General features: G+C 63.6%; 21 protein-coding genes. 12 read left to right on the plus strand and 9 right to left on the minus strand.

Annotated features, from left to right (window positions below; all coding sequences use genetic code 11):
- Positions 1-49: 49 nt before the first annotated feature.
- The 4 genes from puuE to uraH all read left to right on the plus strand — a co-directional run bounded on the left by puuE (position 50) and on the right by uraH (position 2,438).
- A complete protein-coding gene (gene puuE / locus G8E10_RS11340) occupies positions 50-976 on the plus strand; it encodes an allantoinase PuuE (protein WP_167128926.1) in 927 nt (308 codons plus the stop codon).
- Positions 973-1,491, plus strand: a complete 519-nt coding sequence (uraD, locus tag G8E10_RS11345) for a 2-oxo-4-hydroxy-4-carboxy-5-ureidoimidazoline decarboxylase (RefSeq protein ID WP_343289728.1) — start codon at positions 973-975, stop codon at positions 1,489-1,491. Before puuE ends, uraD begins: the two co-directional genes overlap by 4 nt.
- The gene (locus tag G8E10_RS11350; protein WP_167128929.1) at positions 1,488-1,994 is read left to right on the plus strand and encodes an ureidoglycolate lyase; all 507 of its coding nucleotides are present in this window, start codon (positions 1,488-1,490) and stop codon (positions 1,992-1,994) included. Before uraD ends, G8E10_RS11350 begins: the two co-directional genes overlap by 4 nt.
- Before the next feature lie 81 nt (positions 1,995-2,075).
- The gene (gene uraH / locus G8E10_RS11355; RefSeq protein WP_167128932.1) at positions 2,076-2,438 is read left to right on the plus strand and encodes a hydroxyisourate hydrolase; all 363 of its coding nucleotides are present in this window, start codon (positions 2,076-2,078) and stop codon (positions 2,436-2,438) included.
- On the opposite strand, the gene G8E10_RS11360 is transcribed toward uraH, so the two are convergent.
- The 5 genes from G8E10_RS11360 to G8E10_RS11380 form a co-directional block, all read right to left on the minus strand.
- Positions 2,423-3,577, minus strand: a complete 1,155-nt coding sequence (locus G8E10_RS11360) for an alpha-hydroxy acid oxidase (protein WP_167128935.1) — start codon at positions 3,575-3,577, stop codon at positions 2,423-2,425. The genes uraH and G8E10_RS11360 overlap by 16 nt on opposite strands.
- 95 nt (positions 3,578-3,672) lie before the next feature.
- Complete coding sequence (gene guaD, locus G8E10_RS11365; RefSeq protein ID WP_167128938.1) at positions 3,673-4,983, minus strand: guanine deaminase; 1,311 nt, start codon at positions 4,981-4,983, stop codon at positions 3,673-3,675.
- The gene (gene puuD, locus G8E10_RS11370) at positions 4,980-6,218 is read right to left on the minus strand and encodes a urate hydroxylase PuuD (protein WP_167128941.1); all 1,239 of its coding nucleotides are present in this window, start codon (positions 6,216-6,218) and stop codon (positions 4,980-4,982) included. Before puuD ends, guaD begins: the two co-directional genes overlap by 4 nt.
- A gap of 566 nt (positions 6,219-6,784) precedes the next feature.
- Positions 6,785-7,039, minus strand: coding sequence for a hypothetical protein (locus tag G8E10_RS11375; protein ID WP_167128944.1), 255 nt, complete (start codon positions 7,037-7,039; stop codon positions 6,785-6,787).
- A gap of 78 nt (positions 7,040-7,117) precedes the next feature.
- Positions 7,118-8,014: a LysR substrate-binding domain-containing protein gene (locus G8E10_RS11380; RefSeq protein ID WP_167128947.1), complete on the minus strand. Its 897-nt coding sequence runs from the start codon at positions 8,012-8,014 to the stop codon at positions 7,118-7,120.
- Positions 8,015-8,112: 98 nt separating this feature from the next.
- Here G8E10_RS11380 and G8E10_RS11385 point away from each other — a divergent pair, with 98 nt between their 5' ends.
- Positions 8,113-8,325: a hypothetical protein gene (locus G8E10_RS11385; protein ID WP_245419887.1), complete on the plus strand. Its 213-nt coding sequence runs from the start codon at positions 8,113-8,115 to the stop codon at positions 8,323-8,325.
- Here G8E10_RS11385 and xdhC read toward each other — a convergent pair.
- From xdhC to xdhA, 3 genes are all read right to left on the minus strand, one after another.
- Positions 8,301-9,125 (minus strand): xanthine dehydrogenase accessory protein XdhC, encoded by an 825-nt coding sequence (xdhC, locus tag G8E10_RS11390; protein ID WP_167128951.1) that lies wholly within the window; start codon positions 9,123-9,125, stop codon positions 8,301-8,303. The two genes, G8E10_RS11385 and xdhC, sit on opposite strands and share 25 nt — an antisense overlap.
- Complete coding sequence (gene xdhB / locus G8E10_RS11395) at positions 9,122-11,473, minus strand: xanthine dehydrogenase molybdopterin binding subunit (protein ID WP_167128955.1); 2,352 nt, start codon at positions 11,471-11,473, stop codon at positions 9,122-9,124. Before xdhB ends, xdhC begins: the two co-directional genes overlap by 4 nt.
- Positions 11,474-11,685: 212 nt before the next feature.
- Positions 11,686-13,182, minus strand: a complete 1,497-nt coding sequence (gene xdhA / locus G8E10_RS11400; protein WP_167128959.1) for a xanthine dehydrogenase small subunit — start codon at positions 13,180-13,182, stop codon at positions 11,686-11,688.
- A gap of 197 nt (positions 13,183-13,379) precedes the next feature.
- On the opposite strand from xdhA, the gene G8E10_RS11405 reads away from it, so the two are divergent.
- The 4 genes from G8E10_RS11405 (at position 13,380) to sbmA (ending at position 17,916) form a co-directional block, all read left to right on the plus strand.
- Positions 13,380-14,438 (plus strand): LLM class flavin-dependent oxidoreductase, encoded by a 1,059-nt coding sequence (locus G8E10_RS11405; protein ID WP_167128962.1) that lies wholly within the window; start codon positions 13,380-13,382, stop codon positions 14,436-14,438.
- A 134-nt stretch (positions 14,439-14,572) separates the two neighbouring features.
- Complete coding sequence (gene map, locus G8E10_RS11410; protein ID WP_167128965.1) at positions 14,573-15,322, plus strand: type I methionyl aminopeptidase; 750 nt, start codon at positions 14,573-14,575, stop codon at positions 15,320-15,322.
- A complete protein-coding gene (locus G8E10_RS11415) occupies positions 15,322-16,521 on the plus strand; it encodes a YbfB/YjiJ family MFS transporter (RefSeq protein WP_281517533.1) in 1,200 nt (399 codons plus the stop codon). Before map ends, G8E10_RS11415 begins: the two co-directional genes overlap by 1 nt.
- Before the next feature lie 123 nt (positions 16,522-16,644).
- Entirely contained in the window at positions 16,645-17,916 is a 1,272-nt protein-coding gene (gene sbmA / locus G8E10_RS11420; RefSeq protein ID WP_167129456.1) for a peptide antibiotic transporter SbmA, read from the plus strand.
- A gap of 18 nt (positions 17,917-17,934) precedes the next feature.
- Here the strand turns inward: sbmA and G8E10_RS11425 are convergent, their stop codons facing one another.
- Positions 17,935-18,978 (minus strand): polysaccharide deacetylase family protein, encoded by a 1,044-nt coding sequence (locus tag G8E10_RS11425; protein ID WP_425530837.1) that lies wholly within the window; start codon positions 18,976-18,978, stop codon positions 17,935-17,937.
- Positions 18,979-19,341: 363 nt separating this feature from the next.
- On the opposite strand from G8E10_RS11425, the gene G8E10_RS11430 reads away from it, so the two are divergent.
- The 3 genes from G8E10_RS11430 (at position 19,342) to der (ending at position 22,287) form a co-directional block, all read left to right on the plus strand.
- Positions 19,342-19,929, plus strand: coding sequence for an NnrU family protein (locus G8E10_RS11430; protein ID WP_167128970.1), 588 nt, complete (start codon positions 19,342-19,344; stop codon positions 19,927-19,929).
- Positions 19,930-20,068: 139 nt separating this feature from the next.
- Positions 20,069-20,731, plus strand: coding sequence for a tetratricopeptide repeat protein (locus tag G8E10_RS11435; protein ID WP_167128973.1), 663 nt, complete (start codon positions 20,069-20,071; stop codon positions 20,729-20,731).
- Positions 20,732-20,868: 137 nt separating this feature from the next.
- A complete protein-coding gene (der, locus tag G8E10_RS11440) occupies positions 20,869-22,287 on the plus strand; it encodes a ribosome biogenesis GTPase Der (protein WP_167128976.1) in 1,419 nt (472 codons plus the stop codon).
- The last annotated feature ends 51 nt before the right edge of the window (positions 22,288-22,338 follow it).

Genomic DNA, 22,338 nt, shown 5'->3' on the forward strand with positions numbered 1-22,338 from the left:
CGACTTTCCCGCTTCGGATGGTACCGTTTGGCGACAAAGAGGGGTGACCATGGATTTTTCGACACCGCGCGATCTCGTCGGCTACGGCCGTCACCTGCCGGAGGTTCACTGGCCCGGCGAGGCCAGGATCGCCGTTCAATTCGTCGTCAATTACGAGGAAGGCGGCGAGAGCACCATCATGGATGGCGAGAAGGCCTCCGAATCGCTGCTGTCGGAAATCGTCGGCGCACAGCCCTGGCCGGGGCAGCGCAACCTGAACATGGAATCGATCTACGAATACGGCTCGCGCGCTGGTTTCTGGCGGCTTTGGCGCCTGTTCACGAGCCGCAACGTGCCGGTGACGGTCTATGGCGTGACGCTGGCGATGGCGCGCAACCCGGACGCGGTCGCCGCCATGAAGGAAGCCGACTGGGAAATCGCCAGCCACGGCTATCGCTGGTTGGAATACAAGGACTTCACCGAGGAGGAGGAGCGCCGTCACATCGCCGACGCCGTGCGGCTGCACACGGAACTCACCGGTTCTCATCCGCTCGGCCTCTATCAGGGCAAGCCTTCCGACAACACGCTGAAGCTGGTCATCGAGGAGGGCGGTTTCCTCTATTCCTCCGACAGCTATGCCGACGAACTGCCCTATTGGGTGCCGGGCAAGACGCCGGAGACGCCGCATCTTATCATTCCCTATACGCTTGACGCCAACGACATGCGGTTCGCCACGCCGCAGGGGTTCAATTCCGGCGATCAGTTCTTCACCTATCTCAAGGACACGTTCGACGTGCTCTATGAGGAGGGTGCCGAGGGGAGCCCGAAGATGATGAATATCGGCCTCCACTGCCGCCTCGTCGGGCGTCCCGGGCGGGCGGCGGCTCTGGCGCGCTTCGTCGATTACGTGCTTTCCAAGGACAAGGTGTGGATCGCCAAGCGGGTTGACATTGCCCACCACTGGCATGCGCACCACAAGCCGGAGGGTGGCCTGTGAGCATCGAGAGGGACAGCGCCGAGGGGAGGGCCTTTGTCGGCCAGTTCGGCGGCATCTTCGAGCATTCGCCATGGGTTGCCGAAGAGGCGCTCGACGGACTGCCGGACGGGCCGCCGACGGCCGCGACCGTGCATGCGGCCATGGTGCAGGCCTTTCGGGCCGCCTCGACTGAGAAGCGGCTGCAGGTCCTGCGCGCGCATCCGGATCTGGCCGGCCGTCTGGCGATAGCCGGCGGGCTGACCGCCGATAGCAAGGCGGAGCAGGCCTCGGCCGGTCTCGATCGCCTGACGCCGGAGGAGCACGAGCGCTTCACCACCTGCAACGCGATCTATACCGACAAGTTCGGCTTCCCCTTCATCATCGCCGTGCGCGGCAAGACAAAGGATGACATTCTCGCGGCATTCCAGGCGCGTCTGGACAACACGCCGGATGAGGAATTCGCCACCGCCACCGCCGAGGTCGAGACGATCGCCCGGCTGCGGCTCGATGCTCTCTTTCCCGGTTACGCGGCATGAGCGGGCTGGTCCTACCCATCGAGCCGCTGACGGCGGGGGCCTTCGCGCCTTTCGGCAGCGTCATCGAGGCTGACCCCAAGACGATGCGGCTCATCAATGGCGGCACGACAGAGCGGTTTCATGCGCTCGGCAAGACGGAAGCCGCTGGTGAGGATGCGCGTATTGTCATCAACATCTTTCGTGGGCAGCCCCGGTTGTTCCCCTATGTGGTCGACATGATGGAGCGGCACCCGTGGGGTTCGCAGAGCTTCATTCCACTCGACAACCGGTCGTGGCTGGCGGTCGTGGCGCAAGACGAGGATGGCCAGCCCGGTCGTCCGCGGGTGTTTGCCTGCTCGGGGCGTCAGGGTGTGCATTACGGCCGCAACGTCTGGCACCACCCGCTGGTCGCCGTCGGTGCCGTCAGCGACTTTCTCGTGGTCGATCGCGAGGGCAGCGAGCATAATCTGGAAGAGATCTTCTTCGAGACGCCCTTCACGATCGCGGCGTCTTCGCTGTCGTGAGTCCGACCGCTTGTTCATCTTAAACGCGTCCCACCGCTCCCATCGGCATCCGGCCGGTCGGATCTCCTGAAAGAGGTCATCATGATCACCACCGGCCGCCTGACCACCCATGTTCTCGATACGGCGCTCGGCCGCCCTGCGGCCGGCCTGCAGGTCGCGCTTTTCCACATCGAGGGTGAGGCACGGACGCTCTTGAAGATCGTGGCGACGAACGGCGACGGACGGGTGGACGCGCCGCTTCTGGAGGGCGATGCCCTTGTGCGTGGGACCTATGAGCTCGTCTTCCACGCAGGCGATTACCTCAAGGTGAGCGGAACGGCGCTCTCCGATCCGCCCTTCCTCGATATCATCCCTTTGCGCTTCGGCATCGCCGATCCGGCGGCGCATTATCACGTGCCGCTGCTGCTCTCGCCCTACAGCTACTCCACCTACCGGGGAAGCTGACCGGCGTCAGAATCGAGGATATCTCTATCGACGTCGAGGATGTCGCGCTTGCCGCAGAGCGCCATGGTGATGTCGAGTTCCTTGCGCAGGATGTCGAGCGCAAGGCGTACGCCGGTCTTGCCGCTGGCGCCGAGGCCGTAGAGGAACGGACGGCCGATATAGGTGCCGCGCGCGCCGAGGGCGACGGCCTTGAGAATGTCCTGGCCTGAGCGGATGCCGCCGTCGATATGGATCTCGATATCGCCGCCGACCGCATCGACGATGCGGGGCAGCATTGAAATCGAGGAGGCCGCACCATCCAGCTGGCGTCCGCCATGGTTGGAGACAATGATCGCATCCGCGCCGGTCTTTGCCGCCATGCGGGCGTCTTCGGGATCGAGGATGCCTTTCAGGATCAGCGGGCCGCCCCAGAGCTGCTTGATCCAGGCGACGTCGTCCCAGGAGAGTTTCGGGTCGAACTGTTCGGCCGTCCAGGCGGACAAGGAGGAGAGATCCGAGACATTCTTGGCATGGCCGACGATGTTGCCGAAGCCGCGCCGCTGGGTTTTCATCATCTTCAGGCACCAGCCGGGCCGCGTCGCCATCTGCCAGATGTGTTTGGGCGTGAACTTCGGCGGCGCGGAAAGGCCGTTACGCAAGTCCTTGTGGCGCTGCCCGAGGATCTGCAGGTCGAGCGTCAGCACCAGCGCCGAGCATTTCGCCGCCTTGGCGCGCTCGATGAGATTGCGAACGAAATCGCGGTCCTTCATCACGTAAAGCTGAAACCAGAACGGCTTGGTCGTGACCGAGGCGACGTCCTCGATCGAGCAGATGCTCATGGTCGACAGCGTGAACGGCACGCCGAACTCTTCGGCCGCCTGCGCCGCCAGCATCTCGCCATCGGCGTGCTGCATGCCGGTCAAGCCTGTGGGAGAGAGCGCCACCGGCATCGAGACTTTCTGCCCGATCATGGTGCTCGCCAGCGACCGGTTGGTCATATCGACCAGCACCCGCTGGCGAAGCTTGATCTTGTGGTAATCCGCCTCGTTGGCGCGATAGGTACCCTCCGTCCAGGCGCCGCTATCGGCATAATCGAAGAACATCTTTGGCACACGACGTTTTGCCAGAGCTTTCAGGTCGCTGATTTCGAGGGACGGCATGGGCAAGCTCCGCAGTGGGTTGTCGCTTGTCTCCTATCACGCCGGATGCCGGGCGTTAAGCACCTGCGGAGTAACTGGTCAATAAAATTTACCAGTCAGGCAAGCTTGGTCTTTGCCGCGCGTCCGGCGACGTAGGTTTCCACCACGGCACGGTCGTCGCCCATGGTCTGCAGCAGGAAAAGCTCGTCGGAGAGGGAGGTGACGACCTCCGCTTTCAGCGCCATGGCCGGCGTTGCCGCCATGTCGAGCACGATGAGGTCGGCGTCGGTTCCTGGCTCCAGCGTGCCGATGCGCTCCGACAGGGACAGGGCCTTGGCATTGCCGAGCGTCAGATAGTAATAGCTGTCGAACGGGTTCAGCCGCTCGCCCAGCAATTGCTGGATCTTGTAGGCCTCGTCCATGGTGCGCAGCATGGAGTAGCTCGATCCGCCGCCGATATCGGAGGCGACGGAGATGCGGACCGGCTTTTCCCGTCGTGCCAGCTCCTTTAGCGGGAACAAGCCGGAGCCGAGGAAGAGATTGGATGTCGGGCAATGCACCGCGATGGAGCCCGTCTCGCTCATCGCATCCCGCTCGCGCTCCGACAGGTGAATGGCATGGCCGAACAGGGATTTCGGGCCCATCAGACCGTAATTCGCGTAGACGTCGGTATAGTCGGCGGCGTCGGGATAGAGCGAGAGGGTGTAGTCGATCTCGTCGCGGTTTTCCGACAGGTGGGTCTGGATGTGCAGGTCGGGGAATTCGGCAGCGAGAGCCTGCGCGGCGGACATCTGTTCCGGCGTCGAGGTGATCGCAAAGCGGGGGGTGATGGCCACGTGGTTGCGGCCCTTGCCGTGCCATTGGGCGATGACCGCGCGCGTCTCGTCATAGCCCATCTCTGGCGTGTCGAGCAGCCCCTGCGGCGCGTTGCGATCCATCATCACCTTGCCGGCGACCATGCGCATGTCGCGCTTCATGGCTTCCGCGAAAAAGGCATCGGCCGAGGTCTTGTGAACGGAACAGTAGGCGACTGCTGTCGTCGTGCCATGGCGGATCATTTCATCGAAGAAATGCACCGCGATACGCTGCGCATGCGCCGTCTCCACGAAGCGGCATTCTTCGGGGAATGTGTAGGTGTTCAGCCATTCCAGGAGGTTGGCGGCATAGGAGCCGATGACCTGCATCTGCGGAAAGTGGACATGGGTATCGATGAAGCCCGGCAGGATGAGGTGCGGCCTGTGGTCGATCTCGACGGCATCTTCGGGCGCCTGCTCGCGCACGGCGTTGTAGGCTCCGCTGGCAACGATCAGGCCATCGCGCAGAAGCAGCGCGCCGTCGGTCTCGTAGGCATAGGCTTGGGTATCGTCCATCGACAAGGGGCGGCGGCGGAAGGTGAGCGTGCGGCCGCGAAGAAGCGTAGATGTCATTGTGTGGTGGTTCCCGCGGCGCTTTCGAACCAGGCGGCGATCAGCGCGCGTTCGTCGGCCGTCATGTCGGTGAGGTTGCCGGGTGGCATGGCGTGGCTGCGGCCGGCCTGGAGGTAGATCTCGCGGGCGTGGGCTGCGATCTCTCCGTCATTTTCCAGCATTACGCCCTTGGGCGGCCGCACGAGGCCCTCGTAAACCGGTTCGGCCGCATGGCACATGGAGCAGCGGGTGGAGACCGTATCGCGCACGGCGGGGAAATGGGCGTTCTCGGCGAAGCGGGCGAAGGCCGGGGAGACGGCAGCGGTCTCCGCCGCCGTGCCCGGCAGCTTCGGCGCGGTCGAGAGCCACATGATGAGAATGAAGAGGAGAACCGTGACGAGCCACGTCCATGTCGGGCGGCCCTTGCGGGCGTGTGTGGTGTTGAACCAGTGGCGGATGGTGACGCCCATGAGGAACACCAGCGCCGCAATGATCCAGCTATAAGCCGTGGCGAAGGCCAGCGGATAGTGGTTCGACAGCATGAAGAAGATGACGGGCAGCGTCAGGTAATTGTTGTGCAGCGAGCGCTGCTTGGCGATCGCACCGTATTTCGGGTCGGGCGTGCGCCCGGCGATGAGGTCCGCCACCACGATGCGCTGGTTGGGCATGATGATGAAGAAGACGTTGGCGGACATGATGGTGGCCGTAAAGGCGCCGAGATGCAGGAAGGCGGCGCGGCCGGTGAAGACCTGCGTGTAGCCCCAGGCCATCGCCACCAGCGCCACATAGAGCAAGCCCATCAGCGTCCAGGTGTTCTTGCCGAGCGGCGACTTGCAGAGCAGGTCGTAGAAGAGCCAGCCTACTCCGAGCGAGGCGAGCGACAGGAGGATTGCAGTGGTGGAGGAGATATCGAGCACGTGGCGATCGACGAGGAACAGGTCGGCGCCGCCGTAATAGACCAGACAGAGGAGGGCAAAGCCGGACAGCCAGGTGGTGTAGGCCTCCCATTTGAACCAGGTCAGGTGCTCCGGCATCATGGCCGGGGCGACCAGATATTTCTGGATATGGTAGAATCCGCCGCCATGGACCTGCCATTCCTCGCCATAGGCCCCAACCGGCAGATGGGCGCGCTTCACCAGTCCGAGATCGAGCGCGATGAAGTAGAAGGAGGAGCCGATCCAGGCGATCGCTGTGATCACGTGCAGCCAGCGCACGGCGAAGGCCAGCCATTCCCACATGATGGCGTATTCGTACATGTCTGTCCCCTTTCATGCCCCCCGACCGTCACATTGCGAGAATTTTCAGGGCGAGGGAAGGGGCGCTTTCTCAAAGATCCGCGTGCTCGACAAGATATTTGGTGGCGAGTGCGATATCAACACGGATCAAGAGTCCCGAGGGGTGAACGAGAGCTTCTTCCGTTTGTTTTCAGCGAGGATCGCCGATTTGATGCGCTCGAAGAACGCTTGAGGGACGAACCCGTAGTCGACACGCTCTGGAATATCTGGTCTCGGGCGTAAATCGTAGCCGGGCCAGATGAAGCGGTTGAGCTGCGTTAGCCGAACCCAATGGCGACCATCGTCCAATCCCAGGGTCCGAGCGACGGCTTGAGGCATTTCGAGTGACGTCGATATCTCGTCAGGTCCGGGGGCGGAATGCGTTATAGGCACGACAACGACCTGGATCTCCGCCGTCTCCCTGACATTCGCAGCCAGAACAATGGCGCATGGTCTGTCCTTGGCTGCTTCGTACCTGCCTTTGTCATGATCCTCCTTCCAGAGGAACGCATATCGAACCACCAGACCCGGTGCCGGCGCCGGTAATTTCACGCCGGCGAAACGCCATAGCGGGCATTTTCGAGATCCGATATCGTCTCGCCGTCTAGTTCGCCGACCACAAGGACTTCGCGCTCCCTGCGTTTCAGCCTTTTGTAGTGCTCAAGTTCACTGGCAGAGAGATAGCCACCGACAACCCGCCCGTGGCTGGTGATTTCAATCATCTTCTCGGTAATGGCCTCGTCCTGATAGCGCGCAAAGCCACGCGAAAAGACGGTTGCCGGGATTCTCAAAGCCTCGGACATCGACATCTCCTTTTCTGAGTAAAATACGTAAAATACAAAAATCGTCAAGGTTGAACGGGAGTCGTATCACCGCAGTCGTTACGTTTGAGCCGTGGCAAACTCCTCTAAAATCCAGTCGCGGAAATCACGGATCTTGCGGACGTTGCGGCGTGCTTCCGGATAGACCAGCCAGTAGTGAAACCCGTCATTTGCGGCGGTGGCAAAGGGCTGGATGAGGCGGCCGCTGGCCAGATCATCGGTGTAGAAAGCCGGGGTGAGCATCGCTACGCCTTGGCCGGCAATGGCAAGGCCCGCCTCGTAGAGTTGCGCGCCCATCTTGCTCGGCGTCTGGTGGCTCAGATCGGGCAGTGGATGGCCGATGGCGGTAAACCAAAGCGGCCACCAGGGGTCGGCAGGATCGATGATCCGGAGTTTGAGAAGATCGGCGGGCGTTTCGATGCCGCCGATACTGTCCGCCAGTTTCGGACTGAGCATGGGCGTAAAATCGACCGGCATCAGCGGGTGGGAGACAAGGCCCTGCCAATTGCCGTGACCGGCCCTCAATGCGACGTCGGCGCCTTCGCGCGCGAGATCGATCACATGCTGCGTCGTCGTCAGCCTGACGGCGATCCGGGAATGGCGAAGTTGGAAGGCGCCAAGATGGCGCGACAGCCAGAGCATGGCGAAGGTCGGCGTTGCATTGATATCCAGCGTTTCCATAGCCGTTTCGCGCGCCGCCGACACGGCCTCTCCCAGAAGGTCAAACCCTTGGGCGACCTTCGGCAGCAGCCGTTCGCCGGTCTCCGTCAGCGTGATCTGGCGCGGACGGCGCAGGAAGAGGGGTTCGCCGATGTTCTCCTCGAGAAGTTTGATCTGATAGCTGACAGCGGTCTGGGTGAGGCCGAGTTCCTCGCCGGCACGGGTGAAGCTCGACAAGCGGGCGACCGCCTCAAACACACGCAAGGCATTCAGCGGGAACTGGCGGGACATCTTCATAGATCAGTTCTCTTGATGGCGGCAGGCGGATGTTCGATTGGATTTCGACTATGCATGGGCCGATGATGCAAGCCAATCCTTAACCGACTGGTGATGCCATGAGCCTGCAGACGACGCGCCCGATCTTTCTTCATAGGTTGAAAGCCAACGCTCTCGGCCATGCCCTGCGCAGTGTGCGGGCGGTGCTCGCCTGCTTAATCCAGCGACGCTACCCGCGGCTCGACCTCCTGAGCATGCCGCCGCATCTACAGCGCGATCTCGGATTTCTCGATGGGCGCGATCCGCGCTACGAGCCGGCAGAGAGGCGGTAGGCGTCAAGCGCGACCAGCACTTCGGCCACCGTCATCGCGGCGATCACGGGGGGGCGCTTGTCGCTTACGGTCTTGCCACCGATGGGCAGGACGAGGCGGGAGAGGGCGGTGTCATCGAGGCCTTCGTCGCGCGCCCAGCTGGCGAAGGTCGCCCGTTTGGTCTTCGAGCCGATCATGCCGGTATAGGCAAGGTCGGTGCGGGCGAGGGCTTCCCGCGCGATCAGAAAATCCAATGCATGATCATGTGTGAGGATGATGACCGCGCTGCCGGGGGCGATATCCTTCACAAGAGATTCTGGCATGGCGGTCAGGCGGTGGCTGGCGCCCGATGACATCAGGTCGAGTTCGGTCCGGCGCGTTTCGACCGCGATGGTGCGCACGGGCAGGAGCACCAGCGCATCGGCCAGAGCCCGGCCGACATGGCCGCCGCCGAACAGCCAGACCTCGGGAAACCCCTTCACACGGGCTTCCAGCATCGCATCGAGATCGTCGCGCGCGGGCGTGTCGAGCGTGCGGAAAGAGAGCACGACCCTGCCGCCGCAGCACTGGCCGATCTCGGGCCCAAGGGGGATGTCGAGGTGCGTTTCCGTCGTCATGCCCGCCAGCAGGTTGCGGGCGTGATCGGTCGCCATGTGCTCCATCTGCCCGCCGCCGATGGTCCCATGGCTGTCCGTGGGCGAGACGAGCATGAAGGCGCCGGTCTCGCGCGGGGTCGAGCCGCGCGTCTCCGCCACCTCGATCCAGACGATATGTGCCTCGCGGGCGAGAAACGCCTGCAGGCTGCCGACGACGAATTTCATGGTGCGGCACGCATCCGCTCGACGGCCATCAGCACGCGTTCCGGCGTGGCCGGCGCATCGAGGCGGGGGCACTGGCGGTAGTCGCCGACGCTCGCGACCGCCATGGAGATGGCTTCGAGCACGGAGATCGGCAGGTTGAACGGCGGTTCGCCCACGGCCTTGGAGCGGCCGATGGTTTCCTCGCCGTTCTCGCTCCAGTCCGCCAGCTTGACGTTGAAAATCTTCGGTCGGTCGGAGGCGAGCGGGATCTTGTAGGTGGAGGGTGCGTGGGTGCGCAGCCGGCCCTTGGCATCCCACCAGAGCTCTTCCGTCGTCAGCCAGCCCATGCCCTGCACGAAGCCGCCTTCGATCTGACCGATGTCGATCGCCGGGTTGAGCGACCGCCCGACATCGTGGAGCACATCCACCCGCTCGACCATGTATTCGCCGGTCAGCGTGTCGATCGATACCTCTGAAACCGCAGCGCCATAGGCGAAATAGTAGAACGGCGTGCCGCGGCCGGTGGTGCGGTCCCAATGAATCTTCGGGGTCTTGTAGAAGCCGGCGGCCGACAGCTGGATGCGGGCGAAATAGGCCAGCTTGACGAGATCGTTGAAGGGCACGCGCTCCTCGCCGATGAGGACATGGTTCGGCACGAAGGCGATCTTGTCCGGTGTCGTCTGCCAGCGCTCGGCGGCGAAGGCGACGAGGCGTTCCTTGATCTGACGGGCGGCATCGGCCGCCGCCATGCCGTTGAGGTCGGTGCCGGAGGAGGCGGCGGTGGCCGAGGTGTTCGGTACCTTGCCGGTGGTGGTCGCGGTGATCTTCACACGGTCGATATCGACCTGGAAGCTGTCGGCCAGCACCTGCGCGATCTTGGTGTAGAGCCCCTGGCCCATCTCCGTGCCGCCATGGTTCAGGTGGATCGAGCCGTCCTGATAGACATGGACGAGGGCGCCCGCCTGGTTGAAGGCGGTCATGGTGAAGGAGATGCCGAACTTAACCGGCGTCAGCGCGATGCCCTTTCGGATAATGCGGCTGCCGGCGTTGAAGGCGAGGATGTTGGCGCGGCGCTTCTGGTATTCGGCGCTTGTCTCAAGTTCCGCCACCAGCTTGCCGATGACGTTGTCTTCGACCTGCTGGTGATAGGGCGTCAGATCGCGGTCAGAGCCTTTTTCGCCGTAGAAGTTCAGCTTTCGGATCTCGAGCGTGTCTTTGCCGAGCGCATAGGCGATCTCCTCGATCATGCGTTCGGCACCGACGATGCCCTGCGGTCCGCCGAAGCCGCGATAGGCGGTGTTGGAGACGGTGTTGGTCTTCAGCGGTTCAGAGGTCAGGCGCACATGCGGATAGAAATAGGCGCCATCCGCGTGGAAGAGGGCGCGGTCGGTGACGGGGCCGGAGAGATCGGAGGAATAGCCGCAGCGGGCGGCAAACGTCGCGTTCACGGCATGGATGCGGCCGTCATCGTCGAAGCCGACCTCGTATTCGACCAGAAAGTCGTGGCGCTTGCCGGTGCAGGCCATGTCCTCGTCCCTGTCGGGGCGGAATTTCACCGGGCGGTTCAGCTTCTTTGCCGCAACGGCGGCGATAACCGCGAACTGGTTGCCCTGCGTTTCCTTGCCGCCGAAGCCGCCGCCCATGCGGCGGACCTGCACGGTCACCGCATTTGAGGGCACGCCGAGCACATGGGCGACCATGTGCTGGACTTCGCTCGGGTGCTGGGTGGAGGACCAGACGGTGATGTCGTCGTCTTCGCCGGGAATGGCAAAGGCGATGTGGCTTTCCAGATAGAAGTGCTCCTGTCCGCCGATGCGCATCTCGCCTTTCACGCGGCGCGGCGCGTTCGGCATTTCGTGGATGGCATCGCCGCGCGACAGGGTCAGCGGCTTGGTCACGAGCTTGCCGCCGGCCTCGCGCGCCTCCACGACGTCGATGGCGTGCGGCAGGTCGTTGTAGACGATCTTCGCATGGCGCGCGGCGCGGCGGGCGGCGTCGCGCGTTTCGGCGATGACGGCGAAGGCGGCCTGACCGTGGAACTCAACGAGGCCCTCCGCCAGCACGGGTTCGTCATCGAGGTGGCTTGGGCTGATGTCGTTGGAATGCGGCATGTCGCGCGCGGTGAGAACGCAGACGACGCCGGGATAGGCTTCCACGGCGCTCAGGTCCATCGAGACGATTTCGGCATGGGCGCGGTCGGTGAGGCCGAGGGCCGCGTGCAGCGTTCCCGCGGGCTCGGGCATGTCGTCGATATAGTCGGCACTGCCGGCCACGTGCTTGTGCGCGCTGTCATGGCGAAGGTTCCTGTGCATGCCGCCGCGGATGGTGGTTGCGATGGTCTTGCGCTCTTCGAAAGTGGAGGTGTCCATGGCGTTCCTGACGTTCGTTGGCGTCTTGCGTATTTTGGGCGGGATGGAAGGAAGGCCCTCTCTGGCTTGCCAGCCATCTCCCCCACAAGGGGGGAGAAGACTTGTGGTCACCTCCCCATTCCCGTCAGCTCGGTAGCGGGGCGTTGCTCCGGGTCTTCTCCCCCCTTGTGGGGGAGATGGCCGGCAGGCCAGAGAGGGCCTTTCTTCTCACGTCATTCCGCGGCCTCGAACCGCACCAGCTCCGCCGGCGTGCCCGATGTTTCCAGATAGAACCGCAACAGCAGGTTCTTTGCGGTCAGCGCGCGATAGGCGCTGGTGGCGCGCCAGTCGCTCAAGGGCTGGTAATCGATGTCGAAGGCCGGGCGGGCGGTGGTGACGGTTTCTTCGGTCCACGGCTTCCCGATCAGGGCCTCCTCGACGGCCGTGGCGCGCTTCGGCGTGCCGGCCATGCCGCCGAAGGCGATGCGGGCGGATGTGACCACGCCTTCCGGCGATACGGCGAGGCGGAAGGCGGCGCAGAGGGCGGAGATGTCCTCGTCGCGGCGCTTGGAGATCTTGTAGACGGCGAAATGCTCGTCTGCGGGCAGGGTGGGCACGAACAGGCTTTCGACGAACTCGCCCGGATGGCGGTCCTGCCGGCCATAGGCGATGAAATAGTCCTGCAGCGGCACAGTCCGCGTTCCCGAAACGGAGCGGAGCGTGACCGTGGCGTCGAGCGCGATCAAGGGCGGGGGCGTGTCGCCGATGGGCGAGCCGTTGGCGATGTTGCCGCCGATGGTGCCCATGTTGCGCACCTGATCGCCGCCGAGCCTGTCGAGCAGCTTGCCAAGCGGCGGCAGGCGCCGCGCGAGCGTGGAGAAGGCGAGCGAATAGGTGACGCCGGCGCCGATGGTGATGCCGTCGGACGTTTCGGTGATCGACTGGAGATCCGAGAGACCGTTGATAAAGATGACGGGGTTGATGGCGCGCATTTGCTTCGTCACCCACAGGCCGACATCGGTGGAACCCGCAACCACGGTGCCTTCCGGATAGGCCGCCAGCGCTTCGGCCAGCGCCTGTGTCGAGCCGGGCACGACGAGGCGGGCATCGGGTGGGCCGAGGACGATGGTTTCGCCTGTGGGCAAGCCCGAGAGAAACGCGCGGACGCGATCGCGCATTTTCAGGATTGGATCGAACACGGCATCGGGCCGGGCGGTGGCGACGGCTTCGGCCGCGCGCACGATCGGCTCGTAGCCCGTGCATCGACAGAGATTGCCCTGTAGCGCCTTTTCGATGTCGGCCCGGCCGGGAGTGTCCTTCGACAGCCACAGGCCGTAAAGCGACATGACGAAACCCGGCGTGCAGAAGCCGCACTGCGAGCCGTGATAATCCACCATCGCCTGCTGCACGGGGTGGAGGGTGCCGTCGCGTGCGGCCAGATGCTCGACGGTCACGACATGGGTGGCGTTGAGCGAGCCGACGAAGCGGATGCAGGCGTTGACGCCTTCATAGACGAGGTCTCCCGCGACCAGCCGCCCGACGAGAACGGTGCAGGCGCCGCAGTCGCCCTCCGCACATCCTTCCTTGGTGCCCGTCAGCCGGCGCTCCAGCCGCAGGAAATCGAGCAGCGTCGCGGTGGGCGCTACGGTCTTCAGGTCGATCTCGCGGTCGTTGAGCAGGAAACGGATGCTGCCCGAGGACGGATTGGCGGTGTCTGTGGTGATGGTCATTCGGACCCCTTGTCTTGACGGACAAGACTAAGCGCAAAGACAGCCGGCTGACAATTGCTTTTGGTACCTCGCGCGCCCTTCCAAGCTGCCGGCCGATGTAAACAGGGTGGCGACGCAGCGTTTACGCCTTCGCCAGTGGGAAAGCGCGCTCGCCATGTTTATGTGTGGGAAAACAGCTTCATCAGGATACGCACATCATGGAACTCGGTCTTTACACTTTCGGCGATGTCGATCCCAAAGCTGCCGACAAGGGCCGCGAGGGCGAGCGGCGGCTGAAGAACCTGCTCGAAGAAATCGAACTGGCCGATCAGGTCGGCCTCGACGTCTTCGGGCTCGGAGAGCATCACCGCGCCGATTATGTGGTCTCGTCCCCGGCCGTGGTGCTGGCGGCGGCTGCCGCGCGCACCAGCCGCATCCGGCTGAGCAGTGCCGTGACCGTGCTGTCGTCGGACGATCCGGTGCGCGTCTTCCAGCAGTTCGCGACGCTCGATCTTCTCTCCGGCGGGCGGGCGGAAATCATGGCGGGGCGTGGCTCCTTCATCGAGTCGTTTCCGCTGTTTGGTTATCCGCTGGAGGATTACGACGACCTGTTTTCCGAGAAGCTGGACCTCTTGATGGCACTTCGCAGCGGCGAGGTCGTCACCTGGGAGGGCGAGAAGCGGGCAGCCCTGCACGATCGCGGCGTCTATCCGCGACCACTGCAGGCGCCGCTGCCGCTGTGGGTGGCCGTCGGGGGCACGCCGCAGTCCGTCGCGCGGGCGGGTGCGCTCGGCCTGCCGGTGGCGCTGGCGATCATCGGGGGCGAACCGGCGCGCTATGCGCCGCTGTTCGATCTCTACCGGGAGGCCGCGCGGCGGGCCGAGCAACCGGCAACGGGGCTGAAGACCAGCATCAACGTTCACGGCTTCATCGCTGATACGACGCAGGCGGCTGCCGACCAGTTTTACGGCCCGCAAGCCGAGGTGATGGACAGGATCGGCCGCGAGCGCGGCTGGGGGCCGACCAACCGGGCGCATTTCGACCAGGCGATCGGCCCGCGCGGCAATCTGTTTCTGGGCGATCCCGAGACGGTCGCCGAAAAGATCATCAAGCATCACCGGATCTTCCGCAACGATCGCTTCCTGCTGCAGATGGCAATCGGCCCCATGCCGCACGACCAGATCATGCGCGGCATCGAGCTTTACGGCACGAAGGTCGCGCCGCTGGTTCGCGCTGTCATCGCCGAGGACGCGGCGCGGGCGGCCGGCGCCGTCTGAGACAGCGTGTCGATTCCTGCGAACCGCCCGGCTTCCTTGCGTGCGAGAAGCGGAGTACATAGGTTTGCTTTTTGACCGGCGCACCGGGGCCTCGTTCCCCGCTGCACCGCACCAGCCTTCGGATACGAACGACCATGACACTTGAAAACGCCGACGATCTCGAACGCCTGAGGGAGATCGGCCGGATCTGCGCCAATGCGCTGCAGATCATGGGCGCCGCCCTGGAACCGGGCATGACCACGGCGGAGCTCGACCTCATCGGCCGCAAGGCCCTGGAGGCGGAGGGTGCGCAGTCGGCACCGGAGCTTTCCTATCGTTTCCCCGGCGCCACCTGCATCAGCGTCAACGAGGAGGTCGCGCATGGCATTCCGGGCGCGCGGGTGATTGCGGCCGGAGATCTGGTCAATATCGATGTGTCCGCGGAAAAGGGCGGGCTGTTTGCCGATACCGGTGCATCCTTTGCCGTGCCACCCATCTCGCGGGCGACGGAGCGGCTCTGCCGGGATGGCAAGCGCGCCATGTGGGTGGGGCTGAACGAGGTGAAGGCGGGCAAGCCGCTGGCCGCCATCGGCAATGCCATCGGCGCCTTTGCCCGCAAGAACCGCTACACGCTGATTTCCAACCTCGCCAGCCACGGCGTCGGGCGCTCATTGCACGAGGAGCCGACCGAAATCTCCACCTGGCCGGACAAGCACGAGAAGCGGCGCATGGAGGACGGGATGGTGTTCACCATCGAGCCCTTCCTGTCGATGGGCGCGCAATATGCCGAAGGCGGCGACGATGCGTGGACGCTCTACAGCGAGCCGCGCGCGCCGACCGTGCAATACGAGCACACCGTGGTCGTGACCCGCAACGGTCCTCTCGTCGTCACGCTGCCAGGCTGATGCCCACCACGCGCACATCCGGTCTTCGGCTCTTGGCGACGGCAATGGCCGGCGCGATCGCGATGGCGGTCGCCATGGGCTTCGGCCGGTTCTCCTACACGCCCATCCTGCCGGGCATGATGCTGGATATTCCGCTGACGCCGGGGCAGGCCGGGGTGATCGCGGCGGCGAACTTCGTCGGGTACCTGCTCGGTGCCGTGCTTGCCGGCCTGTCTTTTGCGCAAGGGCGGGAGCGGGTGATCGGGCTCGGCATGCTGGTCGCGACCACCGTGCTGCTCTGCGCCATGGGGTTGACGACGTCTGTGGCGATGTTCGCGCTGATCCGGTTTCTCGCCGGCATGGCCAGCGCCTTCACCATGATCATGATCTCCCAGATCGTGCTGACCCGGGGGGCTGCGGCCGGCAACACCCATGTGCAATCGCTGCATTTTGCAGGCGTCGGGCTCGGCATCGCCGCGTCGTCGCTGATGGTCTGGCTGCTGCCGTCGGGCCAAGGCGAAGCTTTGGCGAACTGGCGGGAGGCCTGGTTTGCAGGTGCGTTTCTCGCTCTGCTCGGCACCGCCTGCGTGGCGCTGCTGCTGCCGGATGGGCCGACGGCGACGGCGAACGCTAGCGTGGCCGAGCCGCCGCTCGTCTGGACGCGGCCGTTTACGGCCTTGACGCTGACCTACGGCCTGTTCGGCTTCGGCTACGTCATCACGGCGACCTTTCTCGTCGCCATGGCACGTGCGGGTGCGGTGGATCACACGATCGAGTTTCTCTCCTGGCTCGTCACGGGCCTGAGTGCTGCGGCCTCCGTTGCCGCCTGGCGAAAGGCGGTGCCGCGTTTCGGCATCGTCGGCGTCTATCTCATCGGCCTCGTGGTGGAGGCGCTCGGCCTCATCCTCACCGTGGTTCTGCCGTTTCCGGCAGCACCTCTTGCCGGCGGCCTGCTGCTGGGCGCCACCTTCATCATGATCACGGCCTTCGGCCTGCAGATCGGCCGGGCCCTGGCGCCCGCCAGCCAGCGGCGCGCGCTCGCGGTCATGACCGCCGCCTTCGGCATCGGGCAGATCGTCGGACCGCTCGTCGCCGGCTGGCTTGCCGGCACCACCGGCAGCTTCACGCTGCCGACGCTCATCGCCAGCGGCGTCCTCATCCTCTGCGCGATCATCATCTTTGCCGAGCGCCGGGGTATCCGCATGGCATCGGGGCTTTGAGACGCTTACCCGGGATTAAAAAGCTGTAACCTTTCAAGGGCGTGATTGTGAAGCCTCTCCAATTGGCCTAGGTTCGCCGCCATGAACGCGGGCGGTTCGCCCGCCAGCCAGAAGGTTCCCGCCTTGTTTCATTCGTTCTTTCCCAAGCCGAAGTTGTTCTTCACATCCATGCTGGTGTGGACGCTTATCTGCATTCTTTTATGGTTCGGCTTCTTCGCCGACTGGAGCGCATCCATTGGCTTCGCCCCTGTTCCCCAAGATCAGCTGCCGATCGACCTGCGGTTCTTCCTGACCCCGGACAACCGTTTCTTTTATGCCTACTTCTTCGTCTGCACAGTGCTCTTTGGCGGTGTCTGGAACTACATAGCGCGCGATCATCCCTGGATTGACTGGTCGATTTGGGGCTCCGCACTGATAACGTTTTGCACCTATTTTGGAGTTCAAGTCAGCGTTGCGATCAATAACTGGCGCCGGCCGTTTGGGGACCTCCTGCAGGATGCGCTGACAGGCAAGCCCGGCGTCACTGTTTGGGACTTCTATTCGTTGCTGTTGATCTTTTGCCAAATTGTCTTTCTTAGCTTGTTCGTGTCAATCCTCACGGACTTCTTCGTCAGCCATTATGTCTTTCGTTGGCGGACGGCGATGAACAATTATTACATGTCACAGTGGGCGCGAGTTCGACACATCGAAGGCGCGTCGCAACGCGTCCAAGAAGACACAATGCGCTTCGCCAATATTCTCGAAGGGCTGGGAGTCAGCTTGATAAACGCGGTCATGACTCTGATCGTGTTCCTGCCCATTCTTCTTGCCCTATCCAGTTATGTCACAGAATTGCCGTTTATTGGACCGGTTTCGAATGCGCTTTTCTGGCTAGCTATCGGCTGGTCTGTGTTTGGCACGGTACTTTTCGCAATCGCGGGTATAAAATTACCAGGGTTGCATTTTCGCAATCAGCGTGTTGAAGCGGCTTATCGCAAAGAGCTTGTTTACGGTGAAGATCACGCCGACCGCGCGCAGCCAGCGACAGTAACAGAGCTTTTTGCAAACGTGCGCCGAAACTATTATCGAATGTACTGGCATTATCTATACTTCAATGTCGCAAGATATTCTTATAGTCTGGCGGATGTAAATTTTGTTACGTTTATGCTGGTCCCGACGCTTGTCGCGCACAAGATTACATTTGGTGTCTTCCAGCAGATCTCGACGGCTTTCGGGCAGGTGTCAAACTCGTTCCAGTATCTCGTCAATTCATGGACAACGATTATTGAGCTCTTGTCTATCCACAAGCGTCTGAAGGCATTCGAGGCAGCGATCGATGATCTGCCGCTGCCGGAGATCGACCAGCGTTATCTCCGGGGAGAAAACGAGGAAGAGGTCAATCCGGCGCAACCATAAAACGGCCTACCATTACCATCAAAAGGCGGAGGGATCCGCCTTTTTTCGTGCCTCGATCAGAGGCAGCGCCTGCGCATAGCTGACGCAGGCGACGTCCTGTTTCCGGCAGGTTTCCGCAAGGAATGCTTCCAGCGCGCGCCAGTAGGCACCACCGTTCATTTCCACGAAGTGGAAGCCGAGCTGCAAGGGGATGCGGTTGCCGTCGTACTGGGCGGTAAACGCATCGCGATAGGCCTTGAGCGTACGCTGCTCGAAGGTGGCGCTGTCCTTGCGGTTTTCCACGCCCATGGAGTGGCGGACGAAGAGGTTGTAATCCATACCGATGACGCGGCGGCCGGTCGGGCCTTCGGGGATCAGCGGCAGGCCGAAGCGCTGGATGCCGTCTTCCGGCGCCGGCCAGGCCGGTCCCTTCGTCACGAGGCTGGCGTCGTAGGAGAGGCCCGCCTTTCGTTCGGCCGGAACGAGGCCGGCGCTGGTCGAGAGGTACGGCGCGCGAAACCCCTTGATGCCGTCGATCATGCTGCGCCAGCCGTCCGGCTCTTCGGCGCCGATGCCGGCGGCCTTCCAGCCATTGTCGAGTGCCGCATCGAAGGCGGTGAATTCTGCACTCCAGTCCTTCTCGCTCCAGTCCTTGCCGTCGAAGTGGCCGCAGCCATGGCTACCGATGTCGTGGCCATCCTGATGGGCCTGCCAGATGTGGTGCACGCGCGTCGCGATCTCGTCCCGGCTCTGGGCATAGCCGACATTCGACGCCCCGACCTTGTGGCCGCTCGGCCGGTAGGACCGTCCGCCCTCGGCCCGCGTCATCAGGAAGGTGCAGGAGAGGAAATAGGTGAAATGCGCGCCGACCTTTGGTGCCATGGCAAGGCTTCGTTCCCAGAGGCGATTGTCGTGGGCGCCATCGAACGAGATTATGACGAGTTGCTGGAATGTCGATGGTGTCTTCGTGGACAGTGACGGGGGAGCGGTCTGCGCCGCGGTTTGCGCTGCCGGGCGCGGTGGGTCCGCCCGCACGACCGACGGCGCCAGCGTCATCGACGGCAGGAGGAGGAGGGCGGCCAAGGGGGCGGAGGATTTGTGCATGCGGAAACCTGACGTGATGCGCCCGCTGCGGACTGTGGCGATCTGAGCGCGATGTCGGCCCGCAGCAGAGAGATGTTGAACACGGCGCGACCGGAGGGAGACGATCGGCGCTCGCCCATGCGACAGGAATGCGGCGATCCTTTGAAGCCGTGACAGCCAAAGGCCATAGAATGCGGAAAAACCGACGGAAAGTGGCTTTCGAGGCGTGCGGAGCGGAGCATATCAGAAAAGCGTTGCAGATGCCCGGATTTGCTTCATAAATCTTTGTTAACCCTTTCGGGTGCCGTCTATGGGCGGCTGAAGCTGTTGGGCGACGGCGTGACAAAGTGATGGGGTGCAGCCATGGGACTACTGGTTCTCGGTATCGTCGTTCTCTTGGGCGTGCATCTGCTGCGGATCGTGGTGCCCGGCCTGCGCGCAACGCTCATCGCGCGGTTGGGCAAGCCGACCTTCATTGTGCTCTACGGGCTCGTCAGCCTTGCCGGTCTCTGTCTTGTCGTGGTGGGCTTCGGGCAGGCGCGGGCCGTCACCGGCCTGCTCTATGCGCCGCCGGTGTTCCTCAAGCATGTGGCGCTGCTGCTCATGTTGCCCGCCTTCATCTGTCTCGCCGCCGGGTTTCTCCCGGCCGGGCGGATTGCGGTGAAGACACGGCACCCGCAGGTGCTCGCCATCAAGATCTGGGCCCTGGCGCATCTGCTGGCCAATGGCGAGACGGCATCCGTGCTGCTGTTCGGCGCATTCCTTGCCTGGGGCGTCATCGCCAGAATTTCGCTGAAGCGGCGCGCAAGGGCGGGTGAGGATGTGCTGCCGGTCTTTCGCTCGCCGCGTTTCGACGTCATGGCGATCGCGCTCGGCCTTCTGGCTTATGTCCTTTTCGTGCTGAAGCTGCACGAGGTGCTGATCGGCGTGTCGCCGATCGCGCTGTCGTGAAACGCTTTCGAGGGGATTTATGAGGGCAGGGTGCTCACAATGGCGCGATTTCGCCTTGCCCCCTTACAATATGCGCGAAATAGGCTAGAAGCGCGGCTTTGACAGAAATGGCAGAGAAGGCCGGTCCGCCGGAACCCGAATGGCGCATCAGAACGACAGTTTCATCCGCGAGGTCAATGACGAGCTTCGCTCCGAGCAGGTCAAGGCGGTCTGGCTCCGCTTCGGCGGCATTCTTGCCATGCTCGCGATTCTCATCGTCATCGGCACGATCGGCAAGGTCGCCTACGACTATTGGCACGAGACCTCGGCTTCCGCATCGGGCGATGAATTTCTGGCAGCCCTGACGCTCGCCAAGGACAACAAGCCCGACGAGGCGCTCGCCGCCTTCGATAAGCTGGAAGCCGACGGTTATGGCGCCTATCCGGTTCTGGCGCAGATGCGCGCGGCGACGCTGAAGGCCCAGAAGGGCGATACGGCTGCTGCCGTCACGGCCTTTACCGAGATTTCGAAGAACGATGCGATCGTGCAGCCAATGCGGGATGCAGCGCGCCTCCGTGCTGCTTATCTGCTGGTCGATACCGGCACCTATGCGCAGGTGGCGGCGGAAGCCGAGCAGCTGGCGGTGGACGGCAACGGCCTGCGCAGCTCCGCCCGCGAAGCGCTGGGCCTCGCCGCCTTCAAGGCCGGCGACAAGGCCAAGGCGAAAGAGTGGTTCCAGCAGATCGTCGACGACAACCAGGCACCCCGCGGCCTTGCCAACCGGGCGCGCATGCTTCTGGACGTCATGGCGTCCACGCAGTGACATGAACCCCGTGACGCTGCCCCTCGCGGGGCGGCTTGCGGGATGAACCGAGAGGTCGCAACGCCCAGTGCCCGTCATGACGACGGGCGGCGCTACGGCCGGTACAGCGGCGTGAACGCCGCGACAGGATTTTTGAGATGAACTTCACCGTCGCCATCGTCGGCCGCCCCAATGTCGGCAAGTCCACGCTCTTCAACCGCCTTGTCGGCAAGAAGCTGGCGCTGGTCGATGACACCCCGGGCGTGACGCGCGACCGGCGGCCGGGCGATGCGAAGCTCGTCGATCTCCGCTTTACGATCATCGACACGGCCGGCCTCGAGCAGTCCGGTCCCGAGACCCTGCAGGGCCGCATGTGGGCGCAGACGGAGGCCGCGATCGACGAGGCAGACCTGACGCTGTTCGTGGTCGATGCCAAGGCAGGCCTGACGCCCGCCGACCAGACGCTGGCCGACCTCTTGCGCCGGCGCGGCAAGCCGGTCGTGCTGGTCGCCAACAAGTCGGAAGCCAAGGGCTCCGACGGCGGCTTCTACGATGCCTTCACGCTCGGCCTCGGCGATCCCTGCCCGATTTCAGCCGAGCATGGCCAGGGCATGATCGACCTGCGTGATGCCATCGTTGAGGCGATCGGCGAGGAGCGGGCCTTTCCGCCCGTCGTGGACGAAGCCGAGACGAACATCGACCTGCGCAAGATTGCGGATGAAGGCGACGATGACGAAGAGCCGGCCTATGACGAGACCAAGCCGCTCCGCGTCGCCATCATCGGGCGGCCGAATGCGGGCAAGTCGACGCTGATCAACCGCTTTCTCGGCGAGGATCGCCTTCTGACCGGTCCGGAAGCCGGCATCACGCGCGATTCCATCTCGGTGGAATGGGACTGGCGCGGCCGCACGATCAAGATGTTCGACACGGCCGGCATGCGCAAGAAGGCGCGTGTACAGGAGAAGCTGGAAAAGCTCTCGGTCGCCGACAGCCTGCGCTCGATCCGCTTTGCCGAATCCGTTGTCATCGTCTTCGACGCCACCATTCCGTTCGAAAAGCAGGACCTGCAGCTGGTCGATCTGGTCATCCGCGAGGGCCGCGCGGCCGTTCTTGCCTTCAACAAATGGGACCTCGTCGAGGATCCGCAGGCGCTGCTTGCCGAGCTGCGCGAGAAGACCGAGCGGCTGCTGCCGCAGGCCCGCGGCATCCGGGCCGTGCCGATGTCCGGACAGACCGGGTACGGGCTCGATAAGCTGATGCAGTCGATCATCGACACGGACAAGGTCTGGAACCGCCGTATCTCGACGGCGCGGCTCAACAAATGGCTCGATGCCCAACAGACCCAGCATCCGCCACCGGCCGTCTCCGGCCGTCGCCTCAAGCTGAAATATATGACGCAGGTCAAGGCCCGCCCGCCGGGCTTCATGATCTCCTGCACGCGGCCGGACTCGGTGCCCGAGAGCTATATCCGCTACCTGACCAACGGCCTGCGCGCCGACTTCGAGCTGCCGGGCGTGCCGATCCGTATTCACCTCAGGGCGTCCGAGAACCCGTTCGAAGGCAAGAAGCGCCGCTGAAGGTCGCTCCATCGGGACGTCGCCTTACAGGCGTTCCGATGCGGACCTCTT

Source organism: Ferranicluibacter rubi (assembly GCF_011603255.1).
GTDB classification, from domain to species: Bacteria; Pseudomonadota; Alphaproteobacteria; order Rhizobiales; family Rhizobiaceae; genus Ferranicluibacter; species Ferranicluibacter rubi.